Raw genomic sequence first — 14445 nt, 5'->3', positions numbered from 1 at the left:
CAGGACGCCCCGGCCGGCGCCCCGGCCGGCGCGCGCGGGAGCGGCACGCGGCAGGCCACGGAGAGCGACTCCGGAGGCACCGGCGGGAGCACCGCGGGCGGCGCGCCGGAGGACGCCGGGCGCACCGGCGGCGCTGCGGAGGGTCAGCGTGGATGACTTGGGGTTATTGACTGGGGCGTTGTCGCTCCGGCGTCGTACGCTGGACTCTCCGGCACTCGAGTTCACAGAGAGGGATGACGAGGTCCCGCGGGACCGCCCATGACCCACACATCCACTCAGCAGGCAGCGGCTTCCGCCGAGGAGGCGGCAACAGCCCGGTTCACCGTGCCGGCCAAGCACCCCATGGTGACGGTCCTCGGATCCGGCGACGCCCTGCTGCGCGTCATCGAAACGTCCTTCCCCGGCGTGGACATCCACGTCCGCGGCAACGAGATCCGCGCCACCGGCGATCCCGGCGAGGTGGCCCTGGTCCAGCGGCTGTTCGACGAGATGATGCTGGTGCTGCGCACCGGCCAGCCGATGACCGAGGACGCCGTCGAGCGGTCCATCGCCATGCTGCGCAGCAGGGGCGAGGGCTCCGGGGCCAGCCCGGCCGAGGTGCTCACCCAGAACATCCTGTCCAACCGCGGCCGGACGATCCGCCCCAAGACCCTCAACCAGAAGCGCTATGTCGACGCCATCGACAAGCACACCGTGGTCTTCGGCATCGGCCCGGCCGGCACCGGCAAGACGTATCTGGCCATGGCCAAGGCGGTGCAGTATCTGCAGTCCAAGCAGGTCAACCGGATCATTCTGACCCGCCCCGCGGTGGAGGCGGGCGAGCGGCTCGGCTTCCTGCCCGGCACGCTCTACGAGAAGATCGATCCGTATCTGCGTCCGCTCTACGACGCCCTGCACGACATGATCGACCCGGATTCCATCCCGCGGCTGATGGCGGCGGGCACGATCGAGGTGGCGCCGCTCGCCTACATGCGCGGCCGGACGCTCAACGACGCCTTCATCATTCTGGATGAAGCGCAGAACACGAATCCCGAGCAGATGAAGATGTTCCTCACCCGGCTCGGCTTCGATTCCAAGATCGTGATCACCGGCGATGTCACGCAGGTGGATCTGCCCGGCGGGACCAGGAGCGGCCTGCGCCAGGTGCAGGAGATCCTGCGCGATGTGGAGGATGTCCACTTCTCACTGCTCAGCAGCAGCGATGTGGTCCGCCACAAGCTCGTCGGCCGTATCGTGGACGCCTACGACCGGTACGACCGCAGCACCGGCACCGATCACGGGGATCCGCACCGGCCCGCCGGAGGGCATCCGGCCGATCGCTCACGGGACGGCGGACGGCGCCGCGGCGGAGAATGACCGCGCCGACCTGCCGATCAGCCGACCGAGGACTGACTGCCGCATGGCCATCGAAGTGAACAACGAGTCGGGCCGGGACTTCGACGAGCCCGCCGTGCTCGACATCGCGCGCTACGCCCTGGCTCGGATGCGCATCCATCCGCTGTCGGAGCTGTCGGTCATCGCCGTCGACGCGGCGGCGATGACCCAGCTCCACCTGCAGTGGATGGACCTGCCCGGCCCGACGGACGTGATGTCCTTCCCCATGGACGAGCTGCGTCCGCCGACCCGGGACGACGAGGAGCCGCCGCCCGGTCTGCTGGGCGACATCGTGCTCTGCCCCGAGGTCGCCGCCAAGCAGGGCGCGGACGCCCCGACCAGGCACTCCATGGACGAGGAGCTCCAGCTGCTCACCGTGCACGGGGTGCTGCACCTGCTCGGCTACGACCACGAGGACCCGGCCGAGCGGGCCGAGATGTTCGGCCTGCAGAAGGCCATCGTGGACGGCTGGCGCGCCGAGCGCGGCCTGCCCGGCCCCTCCCCCGCCCCCACCATGAGCTGAGCCGAGGAGCTGACGGGCAGGGCATGAACGGCTCCCTTCTCCTCGCGGTCGCCGCACTGGTGTTCCTCGCCTGGCTGGCCGCCTGCGCCGAGGCCGCACTCGGCCGGATCTCCGTCTACCGGGCGGACGAGGCGGTCCGGGCCGGCCGCCGCGGCGCCCGCAAGCTCGCCGTGGTCGCCCAGGACCCGACCCGCTATCTCAATCTGGCGCTGCTGCTGCGGGTGGCCGGCGAGATGGCCGCGGCCGTGCTGGTCGCCTACGCCTTCCTGGACGCCTTCGACAGCGCCTGGCAGGCGCTGTCCGCGGCGTTCGCGGTGATGCTGCTGATCTCCTTCGTGGCGGTCGGGGTCTCGCCGCGCACCCTCGGCCGCCAGCATCCGGAGCTCACCTCCACCGCCGCGGCCCATGTGCTGATCCCGCTGGCCCGCGTGCTGGCGCCGCTGACCCAGTCGCTGATCCTGCTGGGCAATGCGCTGACCCCGGGCAAGGGCTTCCGGCAGGGCCCGTTCGACTCCGAGGCCGAACTGCGGGCCATGGTGGATCTCGCCCAGCGCGACCAGCTGATCGAGGACGCCGAGCGGCGCATGGTGCACTCGATCTTCGAACTGGGCGACACCATGGTGCGCGAGGTGATGGTGCCGCGCACCGACCTGATCACCGTCAACCGGGACAAGACCATCCGGGCGGCGCTCAATCTGGCGCTGCGCTCCGGCTTCTCCCGCATCCCGGTCACGGGCGAGAACGACGACGACATCGTGGGGATCGTCTATCTCAAGGACCTGGCCCGCAAGACGCACATCAGCCGGGAGGCGGAGGGCGAGCGGGTCGCGGACGCCATGCGCTCGGCCAGCTTTGTGCCGGACACCAAGAACGCCGGTGACCTGCTGCGCGAGATGCAGCGCGACCGCATCCACGCCGCGGTGGTGATCGACGAGTACGGCGGCACGGCCGGGCTGATCACCATCGAGGACATCCTGGAGGAGATCGTCGGCGAGATCACCGACGAGTACGACCAGGAGCTGCCGCCCGCCGAGCCGCTGGGCGAGGACCGCTACCGGGTCACGGCCCGGCTGTCCCTGGACGACCTGGGCGAGCTCTACGCCCTGCAGCTTGCCGACCAGGACGTGGAGACGGTCGGCGGGCTGCTGGCCAAGGAGCTGGGCCGGGTGCCGATCGCCGGGGCCACGGCCGAGGTGGAGCTGACGCCGGAGCGGGCCGAACGCACCTACGGGACCGATCCGCGGCTGGTGGCGCTGCGGCTGACCGCCGAGTCCCCGGCCGGCCGGCGCAACAAGATCGTCACCGTGGTGGTGGAGCCGGTCCGCACCGAGGCGCCGCCGGGCGGCGAGGAGGAGAGCGCCGCCCGGGAGAACGCGCGGGACGCCGGCCGGGAGAACGGGCGGGAGTCCGGCCACCCTCCGGAACCGGGCAGCCACCCCGCCGCCTGAACGTTTACGCTCCTGCCCATGACCGACTCACTCGCTCTCGATCCCGAGGACCGCAAGATCATCACCCTGGCGCGCAGTGCCCGGGCCCGCAACGCCGTGCCGGAGGGCGCCGCGGTGCGCGACGAGACCGGACGCACCTATGTGGCCGGCACGGTGGCCCTGCCGTCGCTGCGGCTGAGCGCGCTGCAGACCGCGGTGGCGATGGCGGTGGCCAGCGGCGCCACCTCGCTGGAGGCGGCGGCCGTGGTCTCGGCGGACGATGCGCTGCCGGAGGCCGACCGGTCGGCCGTGCGGGATCTCGGCGGCGCCGGGACACCGGTGCTGCTGGCCGCCCCGGACGGAAGCCTGCGCACCACCGTCCCCGCCTGACCGCCGTCCGAGCCCGGCCGGCGGCTGACCGGAGCACCGGTCCGGATCGGGGAGAATGGCCTGATGACCGAACCAGCCCACCGCTCCGGCTTCGCCTGCTTCGTCGGCCGCCCCAACGCGGGCAAGTCCACTCTGACCAACGCGCTGGTGGGCACCAAGGTGGCGATCACCTCCAACCGCCCGCAGACCACCCGGCACACGGTGCGCGGCATCGTGCACCGCCCGGACGCCCAGCTCGTGCTGGTGGACACCCCGGGCCTGCACAAGCCGCGCACCCTGCTCGGGCAGCGGCTCAACGACGTGGTGCGCACCACATGGGCGGAGGTCGACGTGATCGGCTTCTGCCTGCCCGCAGACCAGCGGACCGGACCGGGCGACCGGTTCATCGCCCAGGAGCTGGCCCACATCAAGCGCACCCCCAAGGTGGCGGTGATCACCAAGACGGATCTGGTGGACGCCCGCACCCTGGCCGAGCGCCTGGTGGCCGTGGACCGGCTGGGCCAGGAGCTGGGCATCGAGTGGGCCGAGATCATCCCGGTCTCGGCCACCGAGGGCCACCAGGTCGGTCTGCTGGCCGACCTGCTGGTCCCGCTGCTCCCGCAGGGCCCGCCGCTGTACCCCGAGGGCGAGCTGACCGACGAGCCGGAGCAGGTGATGGTCGCCGAGCTGATCCGGGAGGCCGCCCTGGAGGGCGTCCGGGACGAGCTGCCGCACTCCATCGCGGTGGTGGTGGAGGAGATGCTGCCGCGCGAGGACCGCCCGGCGGACCGCCCGCTGCTGGACATCCACGCCAACATCTACATCGAGCGCCCCAGCCAGAAGGGCATTGTCATCGGCCCGAAGGGCAAGCGCCTGAAGGAGGTCGGCACCACCTCCCGCCGCCACATCGAGGCCCTGCTCGGCACCCCGGTCTTCCTGGATCTGCACGTCAAGGTCGCCAAGGACTGGCAGCGCGACCCCAAGCAGCTCCGCCGCCTCGGCTTCTGATCAGCCGGTGCGGCGCGGCGGCAGCGGGATGCGCTGGAGGTCCTCGGCGACGGTGAGGGCGGCCCGGTGGCCGGCGGCGCGCGCCTGGCGGGCGAATTCCTCCGGGGCGGTGTAGCGCTGGCTGAAGTGCGTCAGCACCAGGTGGCGGACGCCGCACTCGGCGGCCACCCGACCGGCCTGGCCCGCCGTCAGGTGGCCGTACTCGTGGGCCAGGGCGGCGTCCTCGTCCAGGAAGGTGGCCTCGATCACCAGCAGATCGCACCCCTCGGCCAGGGCGAAGACCGCGTCGCACAGCCGGGTGTCCATCACGAAGGCGAAGTGCTGGCCGGGGCGGACCTCGCTCACCTCGGCGAGGGTCACGCCGCGCAGTTCGCCCTCGCGCTGGAGCCGCCCGATGTCCGGTCCGGTGATCCCGCGGGCGGCGAGCCGGTCCGGCAGCATGCGGCGGCCGTCCGGCTCGCTCAGCCGGTAGCCGTAGGCGTCGACCGGGTGGGACAGCCGCCGTGCGTCGAGCGTGTAGGACTCGGTCACCGCCAGCGGACCGTCCCCGGTGACCGGCTGCTGGCGCAGGTCGGCGGTCTCCAGATAGAGGGAGGCGTAGCGCAGGCGGTCGAAGTAGTCCTGCCCGCCGCCGGGGTAATGGGCGGTCACCGGATGCGGCACCCGGTCCAGGCTGATCCGCTGGACCACGCCGGGCAGGCCCAGGCAGTGGTCACCGTGGAAGTGGGTGACACAGATGCGGTGGATGTCATGGGCGCTGACCCCGGCCCGTGCCATCTGCCGCTGGGTGCCCTCACCGGGGTCGAACAGCAGGCCCTGCCCGTCCCAGCGGAGCAGATAGCCGTTGTGGTTGCGGTGCCGGGTGGGCACCTGGCTGGCCGTGCCGAGCACCACCAGTTCGCGGGCGGACACGCGTCAGCCGGGGGGCCAGTTCAGGCCGCGGCCGCCCAGCACATGCGCGTGCGTGTGGAAGACGGTCTGCCCGGCGCCGGAGCCGGTGTTGAAGACCACCCGGTAGCCGGTCTCGTCGACCTTGTCCTCGGCGGCCACCGCGGCCGCGGCGGTCAGCAGGTCGGCGGCGACGGCCGGCTCGGCGGCGGCCAGCGAGCCGGCGTCCGGGTAGTGCTTGCGCGGAACGATCAGCACGTGGGTGGGGGCCTGCGGATTGATGTCCCGGAAGGCGACGGTCGTTTCCGTCTCCCGCACGACGGTCGCCGGGACCTCACCCGCCACGATCTTGCAGAACAGGCAGTCCGCCTGCGGTTCTCCAGCCATGCAGGGGATGCTACCGGCTGCCCGCCCGCGCGCTGACGCACCGTCGCGGTTCGCCACGGCGGCCATGGCGCACGCCCGCACGAGCCGGTACGCGCCGCGCCCCCGCGGCGGACGCCGGCGGTGGGCCGGTGTGCGCCGCGGGGGCGGTCAGGGCGGTGCGAGCAGGCTGCCGGTGCCCGCCGCCGTGGCGCGGCGGGCGGGGGTACGGGGCTCCCGGTCAGCGCGGGCAGTTGCCCCGCACGTCGGAGAAGTCGCTGAACCAGCCGCTGGAGGGCAGCGGGCACAGGAACTGGTCGTAGCGGGTGTCCTCGTCCACGAACCGCTTCAGCCAGGCGATGGAGTACTTGGCGATCGGCGTGTTGTTGCTGTTCGGCGCGAAGTGCGAGGCGCCGTCCAGCTCCAGGTACATGCGGTCCGTGGAGGACGGCAGGCTGGTGTAGAAGGGGATGGAGTGCGAGGAGACCGAGGCGATGCTGTCGTTCTCCGCGCCGATGATGAGCGTGGGCGTGCGGACCTCGGGCCAGGTCTTGTCCAGGTTCCACGGGGTGAGCGGGATGGCCGCCTTGAGCGAGGGCCGGTCCTTGACCGCCTCCAGGGTGCCGCCGCCGCCCATCGAGTGGCCCATCACGGCCATCCGGCTGCCGTCCACCCGGCTGCGGACGCTGCTGGAGTTGCGCAGGTAGTCCACGGCGGCCAGCAGCTGGTCGCCGCGCGAGGACGGCTGGTCGAGCGTGCTGTTGGTGTTGATGGTGAAGACCACGAAGCCCTGCGAGGCCAGCCGGTGCCCCAGCCAGGACATGCTGGACTCGGTGGCGGTGAAGCCCGGGGCGATGACCACGCCGCCGAAGGTGCCGTCCGAGGTGGTGGTCGGGTAGTAGATGGTGCCGCCGCCGAAGCCGGAGACCCAGGAGGAGACCGAGGTGGTGGAGGTCGAGTAGGGACCGCGCAGCGCCTCGATGCTGGACTCGGTGGGGTTCGGACCACGCCAGTAGTCCTGCGGGGCGGCCTGCGCCGTGCCGATCTGGCTGACGCCGACGCCGCCGACGGCCAGGGCCAGCGTGGCGAAGAACGCCACAAGTCGGCGGCGGGGCTTTCGCTTGTGCTTGTGCTGCGGCTCCATGACGGTGCGCTCCCTTGGGTGGGGGGTGACGGGAAACGAACACCGACATGTTCATGGCATGGCAACCTGGAGGACATCGGCGAAATCACCGGCCGCATTCCGACCGGTCGGAACCTGCGGGAACGCGGCTGCCGGCCCGCCGGCCGGATACGGACGCGGCCGGGGGCGGGGCGCCGTCCGGCGCCCCGCCCCCGGCCTGCCGTCCCGGGACGGACCGAGCGAGCGCTGCCCGCCGGGCTACGCGCCGGGCAGCGGCGGCAGCTCCGGCGGCTGCGCGGCCGGAGTGCGCTCCAGCGCCTCCAGCGCCAGCCGCACCGCCTCGTCGAGCTGCGGGTCGCGCCCGGCCGCGTAGTCCTGCGGCGGGATCGGCACCTCGACATCCGGGTCCACGCCGTGGTTCTCCACGCCCCATTCGTAGTTCCGCAGCCAGATGGCGTACTTGGGCTGGGTGACCAGGGTGCCGTCCACCAGCCGGTAGCGGGAGTCGATGCCGATGACCCCGCCCCAGGTGCGCGTGCCGACCACCGGGCCCAGGCCCAGGATCTTGATCGCGGCGGTCACCATGTCCCCGTCCGAACCGGCGTGTTCATTGGCGATCGCCACGATCGGGCCGCGCGGCGCGTCCATCGGATAACTCACCGGCCGCGTGCTGTCCCGCACCAGATCCCAGCCGAGGATCTGCCGGGTCAGCTTCTCCAGCACCAGCTGGGAGGTGTGGCCGCCGCGGTTCTCCCGGACATCGACGATCAGGCCCTCCTTGGCGACCTCGGTGTGCAGATCGCGGTGCAGCTGCGCCCAGCCGCTGCTGACCATGTCCGGCACGTGCAGATAGCCCAGCCGGCCGCCGGACAGCCGGGTCACCTTCTCCCGGCACTCCCGCACCCAGGCGTGGTAGCGGAGCTGCTCCTCGTCGTCCAGCGGCACCACCACGGCATAGCGGGGCCTGCCGCCGTCCGCCGGGGCCACGGTCAGCTCCACCGGCTTGTCCGCGGTGCCCGCGAGCAGCGGCGCCGGGCCGGTCAGCGGATCGACCGGGACGCCGTCCACGGCCAGGACGGCGTCGCCGGGGCGGATCGCCACACCGGGCGCGGCCAGCGGCGAACGCGCCTGCGGATCGGAGGTCTCCGAGGGCAGGATGCGGTCCACCCGCCAGCGGCCGTCGGCGTGCCGGGAGATGTCGGCGCCGAGCAGGCCCTGGCGGCGGGCGGCCAGACCGGGGCGGCCGGGCGGCACCACGTAGGCGTGCGAGGTGCCGAGCTCGCCGTGCACCTCCCAGAGGAGGTCGACCAGGTCGTCGTGGGTGGCCACCCGCTCCAGGACGGGGCGGTAAGCCGCCAGCACCCCCTCCCAGTCCACGCCGTTCATGTCCGGGCGCCAGTAGTTGTCCCGCATCAGACGGCCGGTCTCTTCGTACATCTGCCGCCATTCGGCGGACGGGTCGACGGTGATCCGCACCCGGCTCAGGTCCACCGGGACGGAGCGCTCGTCCTCGTCGTCCAGGCTGTCCGCGTCCGCGTCCGCGGGCACCAGGCGCAGGGCCCGGTGCGACTCCAGCAGCACCTGCTTGCCGTCGCCGGTGACCGCGTAGTCGTCGGCGTCGCCGGTGACGGTGGACTCGCGCAGCTTGTTCAGGTCGAAGCGGACCAGGGCGGTGGTGGGGCGGCCGTGCCCGGGGGCGCCGACCGAGCTGCCGAGTTCGCCGCTGACCGGGTGGTCCAGCCAGAGCACACCGCCGGCGTAGCTGCGCAGGCTGCTCAGACGGCCGGCGTCCACCGGGAACGGCACGATGCGGTCGGCCAGCCCTTCCAGGTCCACCCGGGTCCGCGGCGCCTCGCCGTCCTTGTCCTTGCCCCTGTCCTTCTGCTTGTCCCNCGCCGTCCTTGTCCTTGCCCCTGTCCTTCTGCTTGTCCCTGTCCTTCTGCTTGTCCTTCTGCTTGTCCTTCTGCTTGTCCTTGTCCTCGTCACCGCCCGTCCTGCCGGTCTCCGTGTCCCTGCCCGCGCTCTCCTGCTCCCCGTCCTTGCCCTGGTCCTTGGCGGTCTCCCGCTGCTCCTCGCCGTCGGCGGAGCTCTCCTCCGCGGCGGAGGTGTCGTCCTTGGCCGGGCTGCCCGCCACCGGGCGGCCGTGCCGCTGGGGGCCGAACGGTGACGGGGTGTCGGCCGCCAGGGTCAGCAGATAGGGCCGGCAGGCCGCGGTGAACGACAGATCGAAGACATGCGCGTCGTACACCGGGTCGAAGGTGCGCTCGGAGAGGAACGCCAGATGCTTGCCGTCCCGCGTGAAGGCGGGTGAGAAGTCACGGAACCGCAGCGGGGTGGCCTCCGCCACGCTGCGCTCCTCCAGATCCGCGATCTTCAGCTGCCGCAGCGGTTCGATCCCCGCGTGCGACCACGCCAGCCAGCGGGAGTCCGGCGAGAAGACCAGCCCGTCGGCCTCGGCCGTCTCGCTGCGGTCCAGTTCGTGCACGCTGCCGTCGGACAGCTCGATCAGCAGCACCCGCCCGTTGTGGGTCGCCGCCGCGGCCCGGCTGCCGTCCGGCGCCACGGCCAGGTCCAGCACCCGGCCGAGCCGCCCGGCCGCCAGCAGCCGCGGTCCCGGCGCATCCGGGGCCGGCGCGGCGGCCTGAAGGGCGAGCGCGTCGTCCCCCTCGGCGTCGGTCACCCACAGCACGTGCTCGGCCCCGTCGAGCCGGAAGACCCGGGGCAGCCGGGCCCGCACGCCCGGGGTGACCGACAGGGCACGGGCCGGGCCCTCCCGGTGGGTCACCCAGTGCAGCGTGCCGCGGGACTCCACGGCGCTGCCGCGCCCGGTGTGGTCGGGAACGGCCTCGCCCAGCCAGCTCGCGGCGCTGACCGGCCGGGGCTGCCGGGCGGTGCGCTGGCCGGCCAGCCGCGGCTCGATCCGGCGCGGTTCGGTGCCGTCGGCCAGGCTGTCCAGCAGCCACAGTTCGCCCCGGCAGACGTAGATGATCCGCTCGCCGTCGGTGCTGGCCTGGCGTGCGTAGCCGATGTCCAGCGGGCCGTGCCGGCGCAGCCCGCTGCCGTCGGGAAGGGAGGAGTAGACGGCCGCGGTGCCCTCGTGGTCGGAGAGGAAGGCGATGCGCTCCCCCACCCACATGGGCCATTCCAGATTGCCGTCGATGCCGGCGTGGACCCGCTCGAACCGGCCGTCGCCCTCCCGGTCGATCCACAGCTTGCCGGCGGTGCCGCCGCGGTAGCGCTTCCAGCGGGCGGCGTCCCGGCCGCGGCTCTGGCCGGCGGAGACCAGCAGCACCGCGCCGCCGGGCCCGAAGGCCACCGAGCTCGTCGGGCCGTACGGCAGGCGGCGGGGCGGGCCGCCGTCCACCGGCACGGCATGCGCCCAGGTACGGCGGTCGGACGCCTGGCCGTGGGCGGTGATGGCCAGGATCTCCGGACCAGCGCCCCCGGGGGCGCTGCCCGGCGGCAGCCAGCCACGGACGCCGGACTCGCCGTTGCCCCAGTGGGTCAGGCGGCGGGACAACCCGCCGTCCAGCGGGGCCAGATGCACCTCGGGGGCGCCGTCCCGGGCAGAGGTCCAGGCGACCTGGGTCCCGTCGGGAGATATGCGCGGAGTGCTGACGGGCGTGTGGTCGGCGCTGATCCGCCAGGCGCGCCCGCCGTCCAGCGGCGCCGCCCAGACATCGTCCTCGGCGGTAAAGGTCATGACGTCGCCCCGCAGATGGGGGAAACGGAAATAGGCAGGTTGGCTCACCCCTCGAACCCTAAGAGTCCTCTCGGACAGTGCGGAAGAGGACCCGGCCACCCTTACGGGTGGGCACGCCGTCCGCGAACAGGCAAGGGCACCAACCCACTGCTAACGTGCCAGTCATCACCAAAACCCCGTAACACCAAAAAAGGGGCCATCCAGGACGGGACGGTGTCATGGCTCATCAGCCGCGGGAACAGTGGGCCACCCGGGCGGGATTCATCCTCGCCGCGATCGGCTCGGCCATCGGCCTGGGCAACATCTGGCGCTTTCCCGCCGTCACCTACGAGAACGGCGGCGGGGCGTTCCTGCTGCCGTACCTGGTCGCCCTGGTGACGGCGGGCATTCCGCTGCTCATCCTCGAATACACCATCGGCCGGCGGCACCGGGCCTCCCCGCCGGCCGCCTTCCACCAACTCGCGCGCCCGGCCGAGGTGCTGGGCTGGTGGCAGGTGGTCATCTGCTTCGTCATCGCCACCTACTACGCCGTCATCCTGGCCTGGGCCGTGCGCTACGTGGGGTTCTCGGTGGGGCAGGACTGGGGCGACGACCCGGAGGGCTTCCTGTTCGGGGAGTTCCTCGAGCTGTCCGCGGAACCCGGGGAGGTCTCGGCCTTCGTGCCGGGGGTGGCGGTGCCGCTGGTCGCCGTGTGGATCGTGGTGCTGGCGATTCTCGCCATGGGCGTGCGGCGGGGCATCGAGCAGGCGAACAAGATCTTCATCCCGCTGCTGGTGATCTTCTTCGTGGTGCTGGTGGTCCGCGCACTCACCCTGGACGGCGCCGCGGACGGAATCGACGCGTTCTTCTCCCCCGACTGGGGCGAACTGGACAACGGCAGCGTGTGGGTCGCGGCCTACGGACAGATCTTCTTCTCGCTCTCCATCGGCTTCGGCATCATGATCACCTACGCCTCCTACCTGCGGCGGCGCTCGGACCTGACCGGATCGGCGCTGGTGGCCGGCTTCGCCAACAGCTCCTTCGAAATCCTCGCCGGGATCGGGGTGTTCGCCACCCTCGGATTCATGGCCGTGCAGGCGGGGGTGGGCGTGGACGACGTCTCCAGCTCCGGACTGGGCCTGGCCTTCGTGGCCTTCCCGCAGGTGATCTCCGAGATGCCCGCCGGATGGCTGTTCGGGCTGCTGTTCTTCGCCTCGCTGGTGGTGGCGGGGCTGTCCTCGCTGATCAGCATCGTGCAGGTGATCGTCTCGGCGGTGCAGGACCGCACCGGCATGAACCGGGTCCGTACCGTGCTGCTGATCGGCGGGGCGACCGGGGTGGTCTCGGTGCTGCTGTTCTCCACCGACGGCGGGCTGTACTTCCTCGACGCCGCCGACCACTTCATCAACCAGTACGGCATCGCGCTGGCCGCCCTGGCGGTGGTGATCACGGTCTCCTGGGTGCTGCGCCGGCTGCCCGCGCTCCAGTCCGACGCGGACGCCACCTCGGCGGTGCGGCTGGGCCTGTGGTGGCGGATCTGCCTGGGAGTGATCACCCCGCTGGTGCTGGGCTGGATGATGATCGACAGCCTGATCAACGAGTTCGACGAGAACTACGAGGGCTACCCCACCTCGTTCCTGCTCTACTCCGGCTGGGGCGTGGCGGTGGGCGCCATCCTGCTCGGCGTGCTGCTCACCCTGGTGCCCTGGCGCCGCCGCCCGGCGGCCGGCGCCGAAGCCGGATCCGCCCCCGGCGCCCCGGACGGCCCCGGCGCTCCGGAATCCCCGGAATCCCCGCAGGCTCCGGAGGCTCCGGGAACCCCGGACGAAAGGAAACGCCTGTAATGTCCGCCTCCGCCATCGTGATGATGATCGTGGCCATCGCCATTGTCTGGGGCGGCCTGCTCACCGCCATCCTGCTGCTGCGCCGCCACCCGGACGATCCCCGCGACATCCAGCCCGGCCCCCCGCGCGTCTGAACCCCGGGCGGAAAAGTTCGGCAATCGGATGACGTGCCGGGCACGGACTGGGCATGATGGCGTGTCACAGGCGCAAGGGCGGCGTGACGGGGGCGGAAGGCTTCGGACGGCATGGGGGTGGAGCAGGTGGCGGGGCTGCTGCCGGTCGGAGTGCCGCACCCCGACGGGTTCCGGCGGTTCCGCTACGCGGCACGGGTGCACACCGGTTCCGGTGCCGTGGCCGTGGAGCCGGCCCCCGACGACGCGCCGGGCGGGGAGTTACCGCCGCCGGAGTACGCCGCGGCGCTGGCCCCGCTGGTCGCCGCCACGGCACCGGTGGGTGACGGCCAGCTCAGCCACACCCGGCTGCCGGACGGCTCCGCCCTGCTGTGCCACTCCCGCGCGGTGGCGCCCGATTCACCGGTCCGGGGCGGCACGGGCCGACGGCAGTGGGAGTGGCAGCACTTCGTGGTGGACGCCCGCTACCTGCCGGGCGGTCCCGCGCCGGACCGGGCCTGTGTCATCCACACCTGGCGTTCCGCCTGCTGGAACGCGGACGCCCCCGCCGCCGGGAACCTTCCGCAGGCGTCGGAGGAGATTTTCGGCGAGCGGACCCTGCGCGCCTTCGCCCGCCGTCATCAGGACCGGCTCGTCCCCTTCCTGACCGATGTGCACCGGCTGTTCGCGGAACGCGCCGGGCGGCAGATCGTGCTGGTGGAGGAGGACTCCGAGGTGGTGGCGCTGTGGATCGCGCTGGCCTGCGCCTCGCTCTCCCCCGCGCAGGCCCGCGCGCTGACCTTCGTCACCCGCGCCCAGCGGCCGGACCGGATGCCGCACCAGATCGTGGGCACCACCCCGCACGCCGCGGCCGCCCTGGGCGATCCGGCCGCGCGGCGCTATCTGTACCGGGTGCACGACGGGACCGGCGGCGAGAGCAGCCCGCCGGAAGGGGACGCCGACCCCTGGGCCGAGCAGGTGGCCGACCGCTGGCTCGGCCGCGAGACCCGACCGGCCCGGCCCGCGTCCCTGCCCGCGCCACAGTCCCCGCCACAACCCGTGCCGGCTGCCCGGGAGGAGCCGGCACGGCGCCGGGAACGGCTCAGCCGGGCCACCGCCTTCTACGGCGCCGACCCCCACCGCATGGCCGGCGCCCGCCTGTTCCGCCAGGTGATCGAGCAGGAACTGGGCGGCTCCGTCACGGACCCGGACGACCTGCGGCTGCTGGCCGTGCGCTGCTGGCCGCATTTCGAACTGGACACCGAAGGAGCCCTCGCCATCCTGCGCGCCTGCCCGCCCGAACTGATCGCCGGAGCGGACCTGGACCAGAACGTCATCCAGGCCATGTGGCCCGGCGGGACCCTGATACCCGGCAGTACCTGGCCGGAGCCGGGCTGGGAGCAGCGCGCGGAACTGGCCGAGCTGATGATCTCTCTGCGTCCGTCCTGGCTCCGCCACGAGCCGCTGGCGCGCGCCCGGCTGCTGGTGAGCTATCGCGACTTCCTGCACGCCCCGGGCGTCGGGACCGAGGTCGAGGTGCGCCTCCATTTGCACCGTGCGGCCGTGGACGGCTGGTACCGGACCGCGGTCGGCAACCGGCTCAGGCAGGTTCTCGCCCGGGAATCGCCGGAGTGACCGCCCGTGCCGTTCTCCTCCCCCGGTGCCCGTGCCCGACTCCCGACCCCGACGCCCGACCATTGCCTGCTGACGCACACGAAGGGGTACTTCCCGTGA

General features: G+C 72.5%; 11 protein-coding genes and 1 pseudogene. 8 read left to right on the top strand and 4 right to left on the bottom strand.

Annotated features, from left to right (window positions below; all coding sequences use genetic code 11):
* Positions 1-258: 258 nt before the first annotated feature.
* The 5 genes from GQS09_RS09910 to era all read left to right on the top strand — a co-directional run bounded on the left by GQS09_RS09910 (position 259) and on the right by era (position 4701).
* On the top strand, positions 259-1356 hold the full coding sequence (locus GQS09_RS09910) for a PhoH family protein (protein WP_165985635.1): 1098 nt from the start codon (positions 259-261) through the stop codon (positions 1354-1356).
* Between the two features lie 43 nt (positions 1357-1399).
* The gene (ybeY, locus tag GQS09_RS09905; RefSeq protein ID WP_165985634.1) at positions 1400-1897 is read left to right on the top strand and encodes an rRNA maturation RNase YbeY; all 498 of its coding nucleotides are present in this window, start codon (positions 1400-1402) and stop codon (positions 1895-1897) included.
* A 23-nt stretch (positions 1898-1920) separates the two neighbouring features.
* Positions 1921-3345, top strand: a complete 1425-nt coding sequence (locus GQS09_RS09900) for a hemolysin family protein (protein WP_165985633.1) — start codon at positions 1921-1923, stop codon at positions 3343-3345.
* 18 nt (positions 3346-3363) lie between these two features.
* Positions 3364-3714, top strand: coding sequence for a cytidine deaminase (locus tag GQS09_RS09895; RefSeq protein WP_165985632.1), 351 nt, complete (start codon positions 3364-3366; stop codon positions 3712-3714).
* A 63-nt stretch (positions 3715-3777) separates the two neighbouring features.
* Positions 3778-4701 carry a GTPase Era gene (gene era, locus GQS09_RS09890; RefSeq protein WP_165985631.1) on the top strand — a complete coding sequence of 308 codons (924 nt, stop codon included), beginning with the start codon at positions 3778-3780 and terminating at the stop codon, positions 4699-4701.
* Here the strand turns inward: era and GQS09_RS09885 are convergent, their stop codons facing one another.
* The 4 genes and pseudogenes from GQS09_RS09885 to GQS09_RS30925 form a co-directional block, all read right to left on the bottom strand.
* On the bottom strand, positions 4702-5613 hold the full coding sequence (locus tag GQS09_RS09885; RefSeq protein WP_165985630.1) for a ribonuclease Z: 912 nt from the start codon (positions 5611-5613) through the stop codon (positions 4702-4704).
* A gap of 3 nt (positions 5614-5616) precedes the next feature.
* Complete coding sequence (locus GQS09_RS09880; protein WP_165985629.1) at positions 5617-5976, bottom strand: histidine triad nucleotide-binding protein; 360 nt, start codon at positions 5974-5976, stop codon at positions 5617-5619.
* A 217-nt stretch (positions 5977-6193) separates the two neighbouring features.
* Positions 6194-7096 (bottom strand): dienelactone hydrolase family protein, encoded by a 903-nt coding sequence (locus GQS09_RS09875; RefSeq protein WP_165985628.1) that lies wholly within the window; start codon positions 7094-7096, stop codon positions 6194-6196.
* A gap of 255 nt (positions 7097-7351) precedes the next feature.
* Positions 7352-10778: pseudogene (locus tag GQS09_RS30925) on the bottom strand (S41 family peptidase); the annotation flags it as partial.
* A gap of 218 nt (positions 10779-10996) precedes the next feature.
* On the opposite strand from GQS09_RS30925, the gene GQS09_RS09860 reads away from it, so the two are divergent.
* The 3 genes from GQS09_RS09860 (at position 10997) to GQS09_RS09850 (ending at position 14346) form a co-directional block, all read left to right on the top strand.
* Positions 10997-12601 carry a sodium-dependent transporter gene (locus GQS09_RS09860; RefSeq protein ID WP_165985626.1) on the top strand — a complete coding sequence of 535 codons (1605 nt, stop codon included), beginning with the start codon at positions 10997-10999 and terminating at the stop codon, positions 12599-12601.
* Positions 12601-12735: a methionine/alanine import family NSS transporter small subunit gene (locus GQS09_RS09855; RefSeq protein WP_165985625.1), complete on the top strand. Its 135-nt coding sequence runs from the start codon at positions 12601-12603 to the stop codon at positions 12733-12735. Before GQS09_RS09860 ends, GQS09_RS09855 begins: the two co-directional genes overlap by 1 nt.
* A 111-nt stretch (positions 12736-12846) precedes the next feature.
* Positions 12847-14346, top strand: a complete 1500-nt coding sequence (locus tag GQS09_RS09850; protein WP_165985624.1) for a hypothetical protein — start codon at positions 12847-12849, stop codon at positions 14344-14346.
* Positions 14347-14445 lie beyond the last annotated feature (99 nt).

The organism is Streptomyces sp. YIM 98790 (genome assembly GCF_011421595.1).
Taxonomy (GTDB): domain Bacteria; phylum Actinomycetota; class Actinomycetes; order Streptomycetales; family Streptomycetaceae; genus Streptomyces.
The sequence above is the reverse complement of the archived record's forward strand: the minus strand, read 5'-3'. Positions and strand labels throughout refer to the sequence as shown.